We start from the raw sequence: 16,649 nt of genomic DNA, 5'->3' as shown, positions 1-16,649 counted from the left end.
TAAAACCGTCAATGACGCAACCTCATCAGCCATCAGAATGAGGGGATTCACTGTGGCTAAAATCCGAATGTACTGTTTGTTACCCTGTTGAAATTGTTACTGATATTGACATTCAGGCGATATTTAAGCCAAATCAAAAATGCAATAAATATAAACCCTACTATTATTTATAACGTGAATAAATTCGGAGCGAGAGCGTGAATGATAATAATCTGCCGGGACGACGTCTAATCGAGCAACGGCCAGAAGACAAACCTCAAATTTTCAGAACGCTGAGAAATATTGACCTTAATCTCTTGACTATTTTTGAAGCGGTATACGTTCATAAAGGCATCGTCAATGCTGCGAAAATTCTTAATTTAACGCCATCCGCTATTAGCCAGTCTATTCAAAAATTACGCGCTATATTTCCCGACCCGCTATTTATCCGTAAAGGCCAGGGCGTGACCCCGACGGCCTATGCCACCCATCTGCATGAGTATATTAGCCAGGGGCTGGAATCTATTCTGGGCGCGCTGGATCTGACCGGCAGTTATGACAAACAGCGCACCATCACGATAGGCACGCCTCCCTCTATCGGGGCGTTAGTCATGCCAACCATCTATCAGGCGATCAAATCCCGGTATCCGCAGCTTCTGTTACGCAACATTCCGGTAAGCGACGCCGAATGCCAGCTCAGCCAGTTTCAGACCGATTTGGTCATCGATACCCATATCTACAGTAGTCGGGCCATTCATCACCATGTGCTGTTTGCCGATACTGTTGAGCTGGTTTGTCGCCAGGATCACCCTTCACTTTCCGCCCCGCTAACCGAAGAGAAGCTGAAAGCGGTCGACCATACTCTGCTGATGCTCGAAGGGCAGAATTTCAGCCTGGTGCGTCAGCGTATCCAGGACCTCTTCCCTGAACGACAAATCAACTTTAGCAGCTACAACATCTTCACCATTGCCTCACTCATCGCCAGCAGCGACCTGCTGGGGATGATGCCCACCCGGTTCTACACCTTATTTAGCCGTTGCTGGCCGCTCAAGCGCATTCCCTATGCGCCACTGAGCGATGAGAGAATCGACTTTTCGCTGCATTACAACAAATTAAGCTTACGTGACCCGGTGCTGGAGAATGTTATTGATGTGATACGCGATGCGTTTCGAACCGGAGATGTTGCTGCTTAGTCACAGGAGATGTTGGGCAAATGGCACAAAACAACAACTATTTTACATTTTGCCGACCACTCAGGCTGCTTTATGGCCCGTTTCAATGATATACTGCCTGTAGTTAATTCAAAAATAGTTGATAAATACAACATTCCCTTGAATTGAAACGCTTTCCTTCGTTATTCGCAACTGGAACACGCACGCTATGAGTAAACCCATTGTGATGGAACGCGGTGTCAAATACCGCGATGCCGATAAGATGGCCCTTATCCCGGTTAAAAATGTGGCAACAGAGCGCGAAGCCCTGCTGCGTAAACCGGAATGGATGAAAATAAAGCTTCCAGCGGACTCCACTCGTATCCAGGGCATCAAAGCGGCAATGCGCAAAAATGGCCTGCATTCTGTCTGCGAGGAAGCCTCTTGCCCTAACCTGGCGGAATGTTTCAATCACGGAACCGCCACCTTTATGATCCTCGGCGCGATTTGTACCCGCCGTTGCCCGTTCTGTGACGTTGCCCACGGTCGCCCTGTCGCCCCGGATACCAACGAACCGTTAAAACTGGCTCAGACGATTGCGGATATGGCGTTACGCTATGTGGTTATCACCTCCGTTGACCGCGATGATCTGCGCGATGGCGGCGCTCAGCACTTTGCTGACTGCATTACCGCGATTCGTGAAAAAAGCCCGGCAATTAAAATTGAAACGCTGGTGCCTGACTTCCGTGGCCGTATGGATCGCGCACTGGAGATCCTTAACGCCACTCCGCCAGATGTCTTCAACCATAACCTTGAAAACGTGCCGCGAGTCTATCGTCAGGTACGCCCAGGCGCCGATTACAACTGGTCGCTGAAGCTGCTGGAGCGTTTCAAAGAGGCCCACCCGGAAATCCCAACCAAATCGGGTCTGATGGTCGGTCTGGGAGAAACCAACGCTGAAATCATTGAGGTTATGCGCGACTTGCGCCGTCATGGCGTCACCATGCTGACGCTGGGCCAGTATTTACAGCCAAGCCGCCATCACCTGCCGGTACAGCGTTATGTTAGCCCGGAAGAGTTCGATGAGATGAAAGCCGAAGCCATGGCGATGGGCTTTACCCATGCCGCCTGCGGGCCGTTTGTTCGTTCTTCTTACCATGCAGACATGCAGGCGAAAGGACTGGAAGTGAAGTAATCGAGTAATACTCGCTTACATTTAACGCATAAAAAACCCGCTTAAACGCGGGTTTTTTCTCTTCAGAGTCAGATGAAGGAGCATCCTGCTCGCGTCATGATCACTCTTTATGAGAGAGTTTCTCAGCCTGAATATCGCCGCCCGCTTCTTTTTTCGCGCCAGCGTCTTCATCATTCATCGCCTTTTTGAAACCTTTAATTGCCGTGCCCAGGTCTCCGCCCAGCGTACGTAACTTCCTGGTACCAAACAGCAGAACGACCAGTGCGGCAACCACCAGCAGTTTGGTAATACTAATCTCACCCATAGATACCTTCTTGACTTAAAATCAGGCGGCTTAACGCGCCATATTAACCTGAGAATATTAACGGTCATTCGACGCGCGCACACAATAGCAATCTGTAACAAGGTGAATCAAGCTTAGTTTAAAAAAACATCATAATAATTGCGGTGGCGCAAAACGACGGTTACGTAAAACGGGAAGTTGCGCCCGAACTTGCCTGACGCGCTCGGCGGAGACCTCGGCCATAATCAGCGCCGGAGTCTCTGCCGCAGCGGCTACTGTGACGCCAAACGGATCGACGATTCGGCTCTGACCGATATTTTTGTTGCCGCACTCCCCTGCGGCAACGATATAGCAGGTTGAATCCAGCGCTCTTGCCGCCAGCAAGGTCGCCCAGTGATGCTCTTTCAGCGCCCCTCTTACCCAGGCGGCAGGCAGCACCAGAATGTCAGCCCCCTGCAAAGCCAGCGCCAGTGCCAACTCCGGGAAGCGCAGGTCATAGCAGGTCATTAACCCAACTTTGATCCCCTCAACATCCAGCAGCGGGGCAATGGTGTCGCCTGCATCAACGCTGCGGGACTCCTGAATCGAAAAGGCATCGTACAAATGCAGCTTGGCGTAATGCGCAACAATCTTTCCCCCGCACAACGCAACCTGCATGTTGAATGCCCGCCCCGGCGTTGAAGGAACATGAATCGTCAGGATTGTCGTCATCGTATTGCGCGCGCTCTCACGCAGCAAGCAGCGCAAAAATCCGCCCTCCAGTAGCTGCGCGGACTTAACCGACAGATCGGGATCGCGATCGTCGCGAGCCAGCAGCGCCTCAGGCAACACCAGTAAGGAAACGCCATTTTCTGCCGCCTGAGACATTAACGAAACGCATGTTTCGGCGTTCTTTTCCCAGACCGACGCCACGGCAAATTGTCCTGCTGCAACGAGCATACTCCCCTCCGACCAGATTCGTTAAACTCGCCAAAGATGCTTATTCGGCGTTACACTCATCCCATATACAATCAAATAGCAGGAATATTCAGTGTTACAACTCCTTTTAGCAGTTTTTATTGGCGGTGGTACAGGAAGCGTAGCGAGATGGATGTTGAGTATGCGGTTTAATCCGCTTCATCAGTCCATTCCGTTCGGCACCCTGACGGCGAATTTGATCGGCGCCTTCATCATCGGTATGGGCTTCGCCTTATTTAGTCGCATGACGAATATTGATCCGATGTGGAAGGTGTTGATTACCACCGGTTTTTGCGGCGGCCTGACCACGTTTTCCACCTTCTCAGCGGAAGTTGTTTTTTTGCTCCAGGATGGGCGTTTTGGCTGGGCGATGGTGAATATACTGGTCAACCTGCTCGGGTCATTTGCCATGACCGCGCTTGCGTTTTGGCTGTTTTCGGCATCCACCGCGCATTAAGGGCATAAAAAAACCCGCCAGTTGGCGGGTTTTGGAATTCTTGCTGTCGTATGCTTACAGAGCGATTACGTTAGCAGCAGAAGGGCCTTTGGCACCGTTAGTGATTTCGAACTCTACGCGCTGACCTTCAGCCAGAGTTTTAAAACCATTAGTCTGGATTGCAGAGAAGTGTACGAACACGTCTTTGCTGCCATCTTCCGGAGTAATGAAACCGAATCCTTTGGATTCATTAAACCACTTAACGTTACCTTTAATCTTAGACATCAAAATTACCTTTACATGAAAAATAGACACAAATGCTGTGTCGGGTACCAGTACATCAATTGTGGTGCATTTTGTCCAGTCCAACTTTGCCAAAAAGTGATAAATATCGCGTTATTTTTTAGATTTTTTGTACTACCTATTGTTTTATAACGCTATTTTATATACCACTAACAAGGCATATCACTCATCAAAACTGGAAACGCATCCAGGCAAAGTAGACGTTACCGTTGTTATACGTACCGGGGATGTAGGTCATCTGGAACGTTGCCGGACCGTAGCCTATCGAGGCTAACGGCAACAGAACCGGCACCGGAATGTACTTCCAGTTATCACGCGCCGTTGCGCCAGCGGTAAATCCCAGCCCCATGTGGAAGTTTTCATCTGCCAGAGGTCGCCAGGTTTTTTCCCAACCGTAACCGCCGATAGGCTCCCACTTATTGAAGGAGTCTTTAAACGCCATGATGTAAAGCCCATGCCAGTTGCCTTTATCATCCCAGCGTGACTGACCAAACCCGGCCCCCCACGGGCGCTCATTGTAGCGATCCGTTTTTTCTTTATCGTAGGCAAACCGCGCATGCCAGGTAATGGCCGGCACGTACAAATCATAATGCTCGGGTTGTTGCCAGGTTTCCGACACATTATCTTTCAGCGTATCAAACCAGCCTTTATCTGCTGAAAAGGCCTGGGGCAGAAGGGCGAATTGCACAAAGAGAAATGAAAGAACAAGAAAATATTTTTTAGCGACAATCACAACTTAATTACCATCCTGGAGTTCAATACCGATCGTAGCAAAACGAACCTGAATGGAATCTTAACAAAAAACAGGTAACGAAAAATCAGAAAACTCCCCTTTGCAATAACGAACCCGCTTATTTCCCGTTTATTTCATACGGATCATCGCCGTTTACTGAAACTTTTTATCATCAGGAAAGGGAATCTGGCCTGTTATAATTCTGTACACCACCCCATCATTAACATTACATTTCCATAAAAATAACAAATACAAAACAAATACGTTTCTACGTAAATTTTTCACCTGAGAGATTTCATATTCGTTGCCTGCATGAAAAAATAACAACACAGGACGTTTAATCCGTCCTTTTCTTGATTTTAATCAGCAAGGGGAAGCGGTTTATTCGGCACATTTTCACACCACTTTCTGTTCCTTTTTTATTCTTACTTTCTGGGCGTCCAGGCGACAGGGGAAACAATGTTAACGTTTATTGAACTCCTTATTGGGGTTATGGTTATTGTGGGTGTAGCGCGCTACATCATTAAAGGTTATTCAGCAACCGGTGTGCTCTTTGTGGGCGGCCTGGTGCTGCTGATTATCAGCGCGTTAATGGGGCATAAAGTCCTGCCCGCCAGTGAAACCAGTACCGGCTATACCGCGACGGACATCGTTGAATACATTAAGATTCTGTTGATGAGCCGTGGTGGCGACCTCGGTATGATGATCATGATGCTGTGCGGTTTCGCCGCCTACATGACGCATATCGGCGCAAACGACATGGTTGTAAAACTGGCCTCCAAACCGCTGCAATACATTAACTCACCTTACCTGCTGATGATCGCCGCCTATTTTGTCGCCTGCCTGATGTCGCTGGCGGTCTCTTCGGCAACAGGGCTTGGCGTATTGTTGATGGCAACGCTCTTTCCGGTGATGGTTAACGTCGGGATCAGCCGTGGCGCTGCCGCCGCCATCTGCGCTTCCCCCGCAGCGATCATCCTCTCTCCGACCTCAGGCGACGTGGTTCTGGCGGCAAAAGCGGCTGAGATGCCGTTGATTGATTTTGCCTTTAAAACGACCCTGCCGATCTCCATTGCCGCCATTATCGGTATGGCGATTGCCCACTTTTTCTGGCAGCGTTATCTGGATAAAAAAGAGAACATCTCCCATGAAATGCTGGATGTAAACGAAATTACCACCACCGCCCCGGCGTTTTACGCCATTCTGCCATTCACACCGATTATCGGCGTTCTGGTTTTTGATGGTAAATGGGGTCCGCAGCTGCACATTATTACTATTCTCGTCATCTGTATGCTGCTCGCTGCCGTGCTGGAGTTCATTCGCGGATTCAATACACAGAAAGTCTTTTCCGGTCTGGAAGTCGCGTACCGCGGGATGGCTGACGCGTTTGCGGGCGTGGTGATGCTGCTGGTCGCCGCCGGGGTATTCGCTCAGGGGCTGAGCACTATCGGCTTCATCCAGAGTCTGATCTCTATCGCCACCTCGTTTGGCTCCGCCAGTATTATCCTCATGCTGGTACTGGTGATCCTGACCATGCTCGCGGCAATGACCACCGGTTCCGGTAACGCGCCTTTCTATGCCTTTGTCGAAATGATTCCTAAACTGGCGCACTCTTCCGGTATTAACCCGGCTTACCTGTCCATTCCGATGTTGCAGGCTTCAAATCTGGGGCGCACGATCTCCCCGGTCTCTGGCGTCGTCGTTGCGGTGGCAGGGATGGCGAAGATTTCGCCGTTTGAAGTGGTGAAGCGTACTTCCGTTCCGGTTATGGTCGGGCTGCTGGTTGTCATTATTGCAACTGAAGTGATGGTGCCAGGCACTTCTTCCGCTGTGGCGGGTGGTTAAGCAAATTAATTTGTAGATGATTCGCCGGATGGCGGCGTAACGCCTTATCCGGCCTACAAATCTTACCGTAGGCCCGGTAAGCATAACGCCACCGGGCGATTCGCCGGATGGCGGTGTAACGCCTTACCCGGCCTACAAAACTTACCCGTAGGCCCGGTAAGCGCAGCGCCACCGGGCGATTCGCCGGATGGCGGCGTAACGCCTTATCCGGCCTACAAAACTTACCCGTAGGCCCGGTAAGCGCAGCGCCACCGGGCGATTGGTCAATCTCGAATTCAACCGTGGTAAATACGCTGCGGTCTGCCCACTTTTCCGTGAATAATCTCGGCAATAATCAAATGCTGACTGGCGCAATACTCCAGATACCGCCGGGATGTGGTACGGCTGATCGTCAGCGCCTGCGCCACCGTCTCAGCCGTATGGCGCGTCGCTGGGTCGCTAAACAGCTTCAGCACGGCATTCAGCGTCAGAGCATCAATCCCGGTCGGCAAATCACCTTTTGGCTCCCCTCGCGCATAGGCATTAAACATCTCGTCAATCTGCCGTTGGCTGGCGCTATCGTTACCCGCCAGCATACGCCGGCGTTGCTGATACCGCGTAAGCGTCTGCCCCAGACGCTCATAGGCAATCGGCTTCACCAGATAATCAAACGCCCCCCAGCGCACCGCTTCGGAGACGGTTTCCATATCACTGGCGGCCGTGGTAAACACGATTCCGCCGGGATAGCGCGCCTGCATCAGTTCATGCAGCAACGTGATGCCCTTCCCATCCGGCAGATAGTTATCCAACAGAATAAGCCCGGGTTTAAAACGTTCGATCATCATACGGGCCTGCGCCAGATTGCCCGCCAGCCATATCTGGCTGAAACCGGGAATATGGCGGATATATTCCGCATGCATTTCCGCCAGCAGCGTTTCATCCTCAACGATCAATAGGGTTAATGGTTCCGTCATCGTTTTTTTTCACTTTCGGAAGAAATAGAGAAAACAAGGTGCCACAGGGATCATTATCTTCCAGCGTAATCACCCCGCCACAGCGCCCCACATAACTTGCAATCAGATACAGCCCGATGCCATGTTCGCCTGGTTCATCGGTTCGGGTGCTGACACCCTGTTCAAATATTTTTTCGCGCAGAGATTCAGGAACGCCGCATCCCTGATCGGCAACTTCAATCACCACATCGTCCCCTTCGTCGCTCAAATAGAGTTCAACGACGTTATTCCCTTCCCGGGTACGCAAACTGGCTTCAAACGCGTTATCGAGAAGATTGCCGACAATCGCGGCAAATTCGGTGCTATCAAGCCCTTCCGGGAGTCGGTGCAGTTGACTGCCAGGCACGATCGTCATTTTTAGCCCCAGCTCCCGCGCCCGCTGGACTTTGCCGAACAGCAGACCGGCGACCTGGCGATCGGCAAACGCGCTGCGTAGACTATCGATCAGTTGCTGTTGCGCCTGCGACTCGCCCTGCACCATTTCCCTGACCCGATCATACTCTTTCATCTGGAGCAGACCGTTGAGCGTCGACATCCAGTTCAGGTGTTCATGACGCAGCGTTCTCAGGCTCTCCACATACTGTTTTATTTGCGTCAGTTGGGCGTTCAGGGTGGAAATTTCATCCTTGCTGCGAAAGCTGATGATCGCCCCCAGTAATTCATCCCCGGAGCGAATGGCCTCACGATTGGCAATAACGCTCAGCCCATTGAAATTCGCCATCACATCCTGGCGTTTTTCCGCAATCTGCTGTGTGAAGAAGTCCGCAGGATTAACAACCGTCTCTATCGACTTACCCAGCCATTGCCGCCCCGGCGAACGCAGCCCCAGCATTTTTCGCGCGTTGCGGTTAATGGCGGTAATGTGCCCTTCCGGGTCGACTGCAATTAATCCTTCATACACTGAACTGAATAATGCCTCCTGCTGGCGCACAACGCGCGCAATCTGCTTTGGCTCCATCCCCAGCATCTGGCGGCGAATGTGGGCGGCGAAAAACCAGGAAAGCAGCATAAGCACCACCAGCAGCAGGACGAATACGCCCGCCATCGGCAGTAAAAAATCCAGTCGCCAGCTGTCAATTTTACTGACCAGATAACCGATGGAAACCACGCCGATCACGTTGCCATTGTCGTCAAATATCGGCGTTTTAGCGCGCATCGCCATACCAATAGACCCCTTGCCGGTGATGAAATAGCTCTCACCGTTCTCCAGCGCGCCGGGTTTCGTGAACTGCATCGGGTAACCAATTTTTTCCGGGTTAGGATGGTAGAGGCGAATCGAGTTTTTGTCGCCGATGACCACATAATCAAAATCGGTGTCGCTTTGTAGTTTATCCGCGATGGTCGCCAGCCGCCTGTAATCCCGGTGTTTCACGGCCGTGATGATACTGTCGTTAGAGGCGATAATTTTTGCCTGGTTCATCGCCATATCCCTGACATGCGATGCCAGATAGTCTTCAAAGCTGGCGGAAAAATAGCGGGCTAACGCGGCGATGATGAAAACAGAAACGACCAGAATGAGCAGAAAAATCCGCAGCGGGAACGCGAGTTGACGAAAAAAAAGAAACCGTTTTTTATTTTTTGGGTCGGGCATTGTTATTCCTTCGCTGGCGTAAGCGTCTCATTTCCCGTATATGTAATAAAAATGTTTTAACTTTCTGCTGTGCATTTAATAGCGATCGTTACAGATTCCCCACCTTAAATCAATTAAACAAATAAAACCCACCGCGCAATTTGCTATTAAATTAATTAAAAAACTTAAAACCATTAAACACATAAAAACCATCTAAGTGTTTGTGAAATAAATCAAAATTTACCACCAAAATACCCCTTACGATGTAGGCAACAGAGAGAAAAAGAAATACGTCGTAATAAAAACAACGACCGCTCTAATTGAAAACAAAACGTTATCAGGTTGCAACGACACACAACATACGCAAAAAACTGGCAACAAAATATATCATCAGGACGCTCAATACTATGTTCGGTAATAATGTATTCACGCAAGTGAAACGCTCAGAAAATAAAAAGATGGCGGTTATCACGCAATTTCTGAAAGAGAATGATTTAAGCGTAGATACCACCGTCGAAGTTTTTATTACCGTTACGCGCGATGATCGTCTTATTGCCTGCGGCGGTATTGCCGGAAATATCATTAAATGCGTTGCTATCTGCCAATCCGTGCGCGGCGAAGGGCTGGCGCTGACGCTGGCTACAGAGTTAATCAACCTCGCCTACGAAAGGCACTGTACGCACCTCTTCATCTACACCAAAACAGAATACGAAGCGCTCTTTAAACAGTGTGGCTTCTCAACGCTGGCTGATGTGCCTGGCGTGATGGTGCTCATGGAAAACAGCAATACGCGCCTGAAACGCTACGCTGAATCCTTAACGAAACTGCGTCATGACGGGAAAAAAATCGGCTGTATCGTCATGAACGCCAACCCCTTCACAAACGGGCATCGCTATCTGATCCAGCAGGCCGCCGCACAGTGCGACTGGCTGCATCTGTTCCTGGTAAAAGAGGATACGTCGCGTTTTCCGTACGAGGACAGGTTTGATCTGGTGATCAAAGGAACAACGGATATTCCACGCCTGACTGTGCATCGCGGTTCCGAGTACATCATCTCGCGTGCGACCTTTCCGTGCTACTTCATCAAAGAACAAAGCGTCATTAACCACTGTTACACCGAAATCGACCTGAAGATTTTCCGCCAGTACCTGGCGCCAGCATTGGGTGTAACACACCGTTTTGTCGGCACGGAACCGTTTTGCACCGTCACCTCCCAGTACAACCACGATATGCGCTACTGGCTGGAGACGCCAACGCTTCCCGCCCCACCCATCGAGCTGGTGGAAATTGAGCGGCTGTGTTTCCAGGAGATGCCGATTTCCGCCTCCTGGGTGCGCAAGCTGCTGGTTAAAAAAGATCTCACGGCTATCGCACCGCTGGTTCCCAACCCCACTCTGCACTATCTGCAAGGCATGGTTGAACGTAACCCGTCCAGCGCGGTAGTCCGCCAAAAGACCCCCGCATTAGAAACAGGTGAAAAATGAAAATAGACCAGGCTGCCGTCGCTGGCACACTTGAGTCCGGTGATGTGATGATTCGCATTGCTCCACTCGACACGCAGGATATTGACCTGCAAATCAACAGCAGCGTTGAAAAACAGTTTGGCGACGCCATTCGCGCCACCATTCTGGATGTGCTTGCCCGTTATAACGTCCGCGGCGTGCAATTAAATGTTGATGACAAAGGCGCGCTGGACTGCATTTTGCGTGCTCGGCTGGAAGCATTACTGGCTCGCGCCAGCGGCATCCCCGCTCTGCCGTGGGAGGATCGCCAATGATTTCCGCTTCTCTGCAACAACGTAAATCCCGCACCCGCCGCAGCATGCTGTTCGTCCCCGGCGCAAATGCCGCGATGGTCAGCAACTCGTTTATCTACCCGGCCGATGCGCTGATGTTCGACCTGGAAGACTCCGTCGCGCTGCGTGAAAAAGATACCGCTCGCCGTCTGGTGTATCACGCCCTGCAACACCCGCTGTACCGTGATGTGGAAACCATTGTCCGCGTTAATGCGCTGGATTCCGAATGGGGCATTAACGACCTTGAAGCGGTGGTTCGCGGCGGCGCTGACGTTGTCCGTTTGCCGAAAACCGACACCGCTCAGGATGTTACCGACATCGAGAAAGAGATCCTGCGCATTGAGCAAACCTGCGGCCGTGAACCCGGCAGCACCGGACTGCTGGCCGCAATCGAGTCGCCGCTGGGCATTACCCGCGCCGTTGAAATCGCCCACGCCTCCGAACGTCTCATCGGGATCGCGCTGGGGGCGGAAGACTATGTGCGCAATCTGCGTACCGAACGTTCCCCGGAAGGCACCGAGCTGCTGTTTGCCCGCTGCTCCATTTTACAGGCGGCACGCTCCGCAGGCATTCAGGCGTTCGATACCGTCTATTCCGATGCCAATAACGAAGCGGGTTTCCTGCACGAAGCGTCACACATCAAACAGCTGGGTTTTGACGGCAAGTCCCTCATCAACCCACGCCAGATTGAACTGCTGCACAACCTGTATGCCCCGACGCTTAAAGAAGTCGCCCATGCGCGTCTGGTCGTGGAAGCCGCGGAAGCCGCCGCCCATGAAGGCCGCGGCGTCGTCTCCCTGAACGGCAAAATGGTAGACAGCCCGGTGATTGAACGCGCCCGTCTGGTGCTCTCCCGTGCAGAACTTTCCGGCATTCGCGAAGAATAAGGCAAAAAAATGACGCAGAAAATCGAACAACTTCAACGACAAGAACGGGTAGCGGCCTGGAGTCGCCATGCCGAAAGCGAATTTTCCGCTTTTCAGAGCACTTCGAAACTGAATTTACAGGCGCAAAAACCGCGCGATAAAAAACTGTGCGCCACGCTTGAAGAAGCCATCCGCCGTTCTGGTTTACAGGATGGAATGACCATCTCTTTCCACCACGCTTTCCGTGGCGGCGACCTGACGATCAACCTGGTGATGGACACCATCGCCAGCATGGGCTTTAAAAACCTGACGCTGGCCTCCAGTTCGCTGAGCGATTGCCACGCGCCACTGGTCGGGCATATTCGCCAGGGCGTCGTGAGCCGAATTTACACGTCTGGTCTGCGTGGCCCTCTGGCGGAAGAGATCTCCCGCGGATTGCTGGATGAGCCCGTACAAATCCACTCCCACGGCGGTCGCGTCCATCTGGTGCAAAGCGGTGAGCTCAATATCGATGTGGCCTTCCTCGGCGTGCCGTCCTGCGATCCGTTTGGCAATGCCAACGGCTACACCGGTAAAGCCTGCTGCGGTTCGCTGGGCTATGCGAAAGTGGATGCCGAAAACGCTCGCCAGGTTGTTCTGCTGACGGAAGCGCTGCTGCCGTATCCGCATAATCCAGCCAGTATCGCCCAGGACCAGGTGGATCTCATTGTGCAGATCGAACGGGTAGGCGACGCCGACAAAATTGGCGCAGATGCGACCCGTATGACCACCAACCCGCGTGAACTGTTAATTGCCCGCAGCGCGGCAGACGTGATTGCCAACTCAGGCTATTTCCAGGAAGGCTTCTCTCTGCAAACCGGAACCGGCGGCGCTTCTCTGGCGGTAACCCGTTTTCTGGAAGACAAAATGCGCAGCCGCGATATTCACGCGGATTTCGCGTTGGGCGGCATTACCGCCACGATTGTCGACCTGCATGAAAAAGGGCTGATCCGCAAATTGCTGGACGTACAGAGCTTCGACCGTAACGCCGCAGAATCGCTGGCCCGCAACCCGAATCACATCGAAATCAGCGCCAATCAGTATGCCAACTGGGGCTCAAAAGGCGCATCGGTCGATCGTCTGGATGTCGTGGTGCTGAGCGCCCTGGAGGTGGATACCCAGTTCAACGTGAACGTGCTGACCGGTTCCGATGGCGTACTGCGCGGCGCGTCAGGCGGTCACTGCGATACCGCCGTTGCCGCCGCGCTGTCAATCATCGTCGCACCGCTGGTTCGCGGCCGCATCCCGACGCTGGTCGATAACGTGCTCACCTGCGTAACGCCTGGCTCCAGCGTCGACATTCTGGTGACCGACCACGGCATCGCCGTCAACCCGGCGCGCCCGGAACTGGCGGAACGCCTGAAAGAAGCGGGAATGAAAGTGGTCTCCATTGAATGGCTGCGTGAACGTGCGCAGTTGCTCACCGGTCAACCTCGCGCCATTGAATATACCGATCGCGTCATCGCCGTAGTGCGTTACCGCGACGGTTCGGTCATTGACGTTGTTCATCAGGTGAAGGAATAAGCCATGCACCTGCTCCCTGAACAGGCCACTCGCCATGCGGTTTCCATTCCCGAGCTGCTCGTCAGCCGTGATGAGAGACAAGCGCGGCAACACGCCTGGCTGACGCGCCATCTCACTCCACTGGTCTCCTTTACCGTGGTGGCGCCTGGCCCGATTAAAGACAGCGAGCTTACTCGCCGAATCTTCAATCACGGCGTAACCGCCCTGCTCGCCGTGGCGAAAAAAGCAGGCTGGTCTGTCAGGGAGCAGGCTGCACTGGCCTCAGCCAGTGGGCCGGAAGGGTTCCTCGCCATTGAGGCGCCGGCCCGCGATCTCAAGCTCGCCACGATCGAGCTTGAGCATCAGCATCCGCTGGGACGTTTATGGGATATCGATGTGCTGACGCCGGAAGGCGACATTCTGTCCCGCCGTCATTTTTCGCTTCCTGCCCGCCGCTGCCTGTTGTGCGAGCAAAGCGCCGCTGAATGCGCCCGGGGGAAAACCCACGCGCTTTCCGACTTACTTATTCGCATGGAGGCGCTGCTGCATGATGCCGATTCCAGCCACATCAACTGATTCCGCCGCCATTCCTCAGACGCTGCTTGACGCGTACGCCCTGCTGGCGTGGCGCGCCATGCTGACTGAGGTCAATTTATCTCCCAAGCCGGGTCTGGTCGATCGCATTAACTGCGGCGCGCACAAAGACATGGCGCTGGAAGATTTCCATCGCAGCGCGCTGGCCATTCAGGGCTGGCTGCCGCGTTTTATCGAATATGGCGCGAGTTGCGCGCAGCTGCCGTCAGACGATGTACTGAAAGGGCTACGTCCATTAGGTATGGCCTGCGAAGCCGACATGTTTCGCGCCACTGCCGGCGTTAACACGCATAAAGGCAGCATATTTTCCCTGGGACTGCTGTGCGCCGCCATCGGACGCCTGCACCAGCAGCATTCCCCGATCACACCTGCAAACATCTGCTCGACCGCCGCAACATTTTGCCGGGGTCTGACCGAGCGTGAACTGCGACAGAACAATCAACAACTCACCGCAGGTCAACGCTTGTACCAACAGCTGGGGTTAACTGGCGCGCGCGGCGAAGCCGAAGCGGGTTACCCGTTAGTGATCCGCCATGCTTTACCACACTACCGCGCATTGCTGGCGCAGGGGCGCGACCCCGAGCTGGCGCTGCTCGACACCCTGCTGCTGCTGATCTCAATGAACGGCGACACCAACGTCGCATCACGCGGCGGCGCGGAAGGCCTGCGCTGGATACAACAGCAGGCGACAACATTATTACGGCAAGGAGGCATTCGTTCTCCTGCCGATCTTGAACATCTCCACCGGTTCGATCAGCAGTGCATTGCACGCAACCTCAGCCCTGGCGGCAGCGCCGACTTACTGATCGTCACCTGGTTTTTAGCACAAATTTCGCAAGTTAATCATTTACATAATTATTGAAAGATCCTTTTCGGAGAATCACTTATGTCTTTATCTAAAGATAATATATGGAAGTTATTGGCCCCATTAGTCGTTATGGGCATCATGTTTTTGATCCCCGTCCCGGACGGCATGCCCCCTCAGGCATGGCACTACTTCGCCGTTTTCGTGGCGATGATCGTCGGGATGATACTGGAGCCGATTCCGGCCACCGCGATCAGTTTTATCGCGGTGACCATTTGCGTTATCGGCAGCAACTATCTGTTATTTGATGCCTCAGAGCTGGCCGACCCGGCCTTTAACGCGGGCAAGCAGGCGCTGAAATGGGGTCTGGCGGGCTTCTCCAGCACCACCGTCTGGCTGGTGTTCGGCGCATTCATTTTCGCGCTGGGCTATGAAGTCACCGGTCTGGGCCGCCGTATTGCGCTCTTCCTGGTGAAATTCATGGGTAAACGTACCCTGACGCTGGGTTATGCCATTGTCATCATCGATATTCTGCTGGCGCCGTTTACGCCGTCCAACACCGCGCGTACCGGCGGTACGGTATTCCCGGTAATCAAGAACCTGCCGCCGCTGTTTAAGTCGTTTCCAAACGATCCTTCCGCGCGCCGCATTGGCGGTTATTTGATGTGGATGATGGTCATCAGTACCAGCCTCAGTTCTTCCATGTTCGTGACCGGCGCGGCGCCTAACGTTCTGGGTCTGGAATTCGTCAGCAAAATTGCCGGTATTCAGATCAGCTGGTTGCAGTGGTTCCTGGGCTTCTTACCGGTAGGGATCATTCTGCTGATCGTCGCACCGTGGCTCTCTTACGTACTCTACAAACCCGAAGTGACCCACAGCGCCGAAGTTGCGGCATGGGCTGGTGAAGAGTTAAAAACGATGGGTACGCTGACCCGCAAAGAGATGACGCTGATCGGTCTGGTGTTGCTCAGCCTCGGACTGTGGGTATTTGGCGGTGAAGTGATTGATGCCACCGCTGTCGGCCTGCTGGCGGTATCCCTGATGCTGGCGCTGCACGTTGTGCCGTGGAAAGACATCACGCGTTATAACAGTGCGTGGAACACCCTTGTTAACCTCGCGACGCTGGTTGTCATGGCCAACGGTTTAACCCGTTCGGGCTTTATCGACTGGTTTGCTACCACAATGAGCGCTCATCTGGAAGGCTTCTCACCTAACGCAACGGTGATTGTGCTGGTACTGGTGTTCTACTTTGCTCACTACCTGTTCGCCAGCCTGTCCGCACATACTGCAACCATGCTGCCGGTCATTCTGGCGATAGGTAAAGGTATTCCAGGCGTTCCGATGGAGCAACTTTGTATTCTGCTGGTGCTGTCCATCGGTATCATGGGTTGCCTGACGCCGTATGCAACAGGGCCGGGGGTCATCATCTACGGCTGCGGCTATGTAAAATCCAAAGATTACTGGCGTCTTGGCGCGATCTTTGGGGTCATCTACATCACCATGCTGCTGGTGGTTGGTTGGCCGATTCTGGCGCTGTGGAACTAAACATCGGCACATAATGCCGGATGACGGCTAACGCGTTATCCCTCTCATGCCAGTCAGA

Annotated in this window: 17 protein-coding genes; 11 read left to right on the top strand and 6 right to left on the bottom strand. The window is 52.9% G+C overall.

Annotation, left to right across the window (positions count from 1 at the left end; translation table 11 throughout):
• Window positions 1–197 precede the first annotated feature (197 nt).
• A complete protein-coding gene (locus OGX81_RS05240) occupies window positions 198–1,172 on the top strand; it encodes a YbeF family transcriptional regulator (RefSeq protein WP_047458193.1) in 975 nt (324 codons plus the stop codon).
• Window positions 1,173–1,359: 187 nt separating this feature from the next.
• Window positions 1,360–2,325: a lipoyl synthase gene (gene lipA, locus OGX81_RS05235; protein ID WP_012133358.1), complete on the top strand. Its 966-nt coding sequence runs from the start codon at window positions 1,360–1,362 to the stop codon at window positions 2,323–2,325.
• Between the two features lie 100 nt (window positions 2,326–2,425).
• Here the strand turns inward: lipA and tatE are convergent, their stop codons facing one another.
• Window positions 2,426–2,629, bottom strand: coding sequence for a twin-arginine translocase subunit TatE (tatE, locus tag OGX81_RS05230; RefSeq protein WP_012133359.1), 204 nt, complete (start codon window positions 2,627–2,629; stop codon window positions 2,426–2,428).
• A gap of 129 nt (window positions 2,630–2,758) precedes the next feature.
• A complete protein-coding gene (locus OGX81_RS05225; protein ID WP_071259767.1) occupies window positions 2,759–3,547 on the bottom strand; it encodes a deaminated glutathione amidase in 789 nt (262 codons plus the stop codon).
• Between the two features lie 91 nt (window positions 3,548–3,638).
• On the opposite strand from OGX81_RS05225, the gene crcB reads away from it, so the two are divergent.
• Complete coding sequence (crcB, locus tag OGX81_RS05220) at window positions 3,639–4,022, top strand: fluoride efflux transporter CrcB (protein WP_024130549.1); 384 nt, start codon at window positions 3,639–3,641, stop codon at window positions 4,020–4,022.
• A gap of 54 nt (window positions 4,023–4,076) precedes the next feature.
• Here crcB and cspE read toward each other — a convergent pair whose 3' ends face one another.
• Window positions 4,077–4,286 (bottom strand): transcription antiterminator/RNA stability regulator CspE, encoded by a 210-nt coding sequence (cspE, locus tag OGX81_RS05215; RefSeq protein ID WP_000034825.1) that lies wholly within the window; start codon window positions 4,284–4,286, stop codon window positions 4,077–4,079.
• Between the two features lie 187 nt (window positions 4,287–4,473).
• Window positions 4,474–5,037: a lipid IV(A) palmitoyltransferase PagP gene (gene pagP, locus OGX81_RS05210; RefSeq protein ID WP_012133363.1), complete on the bottom strand. Its 564-nt coding sequence runs from the start codon at window positions 5,035–5,037 to the stop codon at window positions 4,474–4,476.
• Between the two features lie 459 nt (window positions 5,038–5,496).
• Here pagP and dcuC point away from each other — a divergent pair, with 459 nt between their 5' ends.
• Window positions 5,497–6,882 (top strand): anaerobic C4-dicarboxylate transporter DcuC, encoded by a 1,386-nt coding sequence (dcuC, locus tag OGX81_RS05205; protein ID WP_012133365.1) that lies wholly within the window; start codon window positions 5,497–5,499, stop codon window positions 6,880–6,882.
• A 275-nt stretch (window positions 6,883–7,157) separates the two neighbouring features.
• Here dcuC and dpiA read toward each other — a convergent pair whose 3' ends face one another.
• Both dpiA and dpiB read right to left on the bottom strand, forming a co-directional pair.
• Window positions 7,158–7,835 carry a two-component response regulator DpiA gene (gene dpiA, locus OGX81_RS05200; protein WP_012133367.1) on the bottom strand — a complete coding sequence of 226 codons (678 nt, stop codon included), beginning with the start codon at window positions 7,833–7,835 and terminating at the stop codon, window positions 7,158–7,160.
• On the bottom strand, window positions 7,804–9,465 hold the full coding sequence (gene dpiB, locus OGX81_RS05195) for a sensor histidine kinase DpiB (RefSeq protein WP_012133368.1): 1,662 nt from the start codon (window positions 9,463–9,465) through the stop codon (window positions 7,804–7,806). Before dpiB ends, dpiA begins: the two co-directional genes overlap by 32 nt.
• 386 nt (window positions 9,466–9,851) lie before the next feature.
• On the opposite strand from dpiB, the gene citC reads away from it, so the two are divergent.
• The 7 genes from citC to citT are packed head-to-tail and all read left to right on the top strand — an operon-like array spanning window position 9,852 to window position 16,591.
• Window positions 9,852–10,928, top strand: coding sequence for a [citrate (pro-3S)-lyase] ligase (gene citC / locus OGX81_RS05190; RefSeq protein WP_012133369.1), 1,077 nt, complete (start codon window positions 9,852–9,854; stop codon window positions 10,926–10,928).
• The gene (citD, locus tag OGX81_RS05185; RefSeq protein WP_012133370.1) at window positions 10,925–11,221 is read left to right on the top strand and encodes a citrate lyase acyl carrier protein; all 297 of its coding nucleotides are present in this window, start codon (window positions 10,925–10,927) and stop codon (window positions 11,219–11,221) included. Before citC ends, citD begins: the two co-directional genes overlap by 4 nt.
• Entirely contained in the window at window positions 11,218–12,126 is a 909-nt protein-coding gene (locus OGX81_RS05180; RefSeq protein ID WP_104868931.1) for an aldolase/citrate lyase family protein, read from the top strand. Before citD ends, OGX81_RS05180 begins: the two co-directional genes overlap by 4 nt.
• A gap of 9 nt (window positions 12,127–12,135) precedes the next feature.
• Window positions 12,136–13,668: a citrate lyase subunit alpha gene (gene citF / locus OGX81_RS05175; protein ID WP_012133372.1), complete on the top strand. Its 1,533-nt coding sequence runs from the start codon at window positions 12,136–12,138 to the stop codon at window positions 13,666–13,668.
• A gap of 3 nt (window positions 13,669–13,671) precedes the next feature.
• Window positions 13,672–14,223, top strand: a complete 552-nt coding sequence (citX, locus tag OGX81_RS05170; RefSeq protein WP_012133373.1) for a citrate lyase holo-[acyl-carrier protein] synthase — start codon at window positions 13,672–13,674, stop codon at window positions 14,221–14,223.
• Window positions 14,195–15,103, top strand: coding sequence for a triphosphoribosyl-dephospho-CoA synthase CitG (citG, locus tag OGX81_RS05165; RefSeq protein WP_049007971.1), 909 nt, complete (start codon window positions 14,195–14,197; stop codon window positions 15,101–15,103). The genes citX and citG overlap by 29 nt, the downstream gene beginning before the upstream one ends.
• A gap of 24 nt (window positions 15,104–15,127) precedes the next feature.
• Window positions 15,128–16,591: a citrate/succinate antiporter CitT gene (citT, locus tag OGX81_RS05160; RefSeq protein ID WP_012133375.1), complete on the top strand. Its 1,464-nt coding sequence runs from the start codon at window positions 15,128–15,130 to the stop codon at window positions 16,589–16,591.
• Window positions 16,592–16,649 lie beyond the last annotated feature (58 nt).

The sequence above is a fragment of the Citrobacter sp. CK206 genome, from assembly GCF_030333125.1.
Lineage (GTDB): Bacteria > Pseudomonadota > Gammaproteobacteria > Enterobacterales > Enterobacteriaceae > Citrobacter_B > Citrobacter_B koseri.
The sequence above is the reverse complement of the archived record's forward strand: the minus strand, read 5'-3'. Positions and strand labels throughout refer to the sequence as shown.

Coding starts and splice junctions, on each gene's coding strand:
- dpiB (WP_012133368.1), bottom strand. CDS start 9,465: ATGCCCGACCCAAAAAATAAAAAACGGTTTCTTTTTTTTCGTCAACTC.
- lipA (WP_012133358.1), top strand. CDS start 1,360: ATGAGTAAACCCATTGTGATGGAACGCGGTGTCAAATACCGCGATGCC.
- citC (WP_012133369.1), top strand. CDS start 9,852: ATGTTCGGTAATAATGTATTCACGCAAGTGAAACGCTCAGAAAATAAA.
- citG (WP_049007971.1), top strand. CDS start 14,195: ATGATGCCGATTCCAGCCACATCAACTGATTCCGCCGCCATTCCTCAG.
- dcuC (WP_012133365.1), top strand. CDS start 5,497: ATGTTAACGTTTATTGAACTCCTTATTGGGGTTATGGTTATTGTGGGT.
- citX (WP_012133373.1), top strand. CDS start 13,672: ATGCACCTGCTCCCTGAACAGGCCACTCGCCATGCGGTTTCCATTCCC.
- tatE (WP_012133359.1), bottom strand. CDS start 2,629: ATGGGTGAGATTAGTATTACCAAACTGCTGGTGGTTGCCGCACTGGTC.
- citF (WP_012133372.1), top strand. CDS start 12,136: ATGACGCAGAAAATCGAACAACTTCAACGACAAGAACGGGTAGCGGCC.
- citD (WP_012133370.1), top strand. CDS start 10,925: ATGAAAATAGACCAGGCTGCCGTCGCTGGCACACTTGAGTCCGGTGAT.
- OGX81_RS05225 (WP_071259767.1), bottom strand. CDS start 3,547: ATGCTCGTTGCAGCAGGACAATTTGCCGTGGCGTCGGTCTGGGAAAAG.
- cspE (WP_000034825.1), bottom strand. CDS start 4,286: ATGTCTAAGATTAAAGGTAACGTTAAGTGGTTTAATGAATCCAAAGGA.
- dpiA (WP_012133367.1), bottom strand. CDS start 7,835: ATGACGGAACCATTAACCCTATTGATCGTTGAGGATGAAACGCTGCTG.
- citT (WP_012133375.1), top strand. CDS start 15,128: ATGTCTTTATCTAAAGATAATATATGGAAGTTATTGGCCCCATTAGTC.
- OGX81_RS05180 (WP_104868931.1), top strand. CDS start 11,218: ATGATTTCCGCTTCTCTGCAACAACGTAAATCCCGCACCCGCCGCAGC.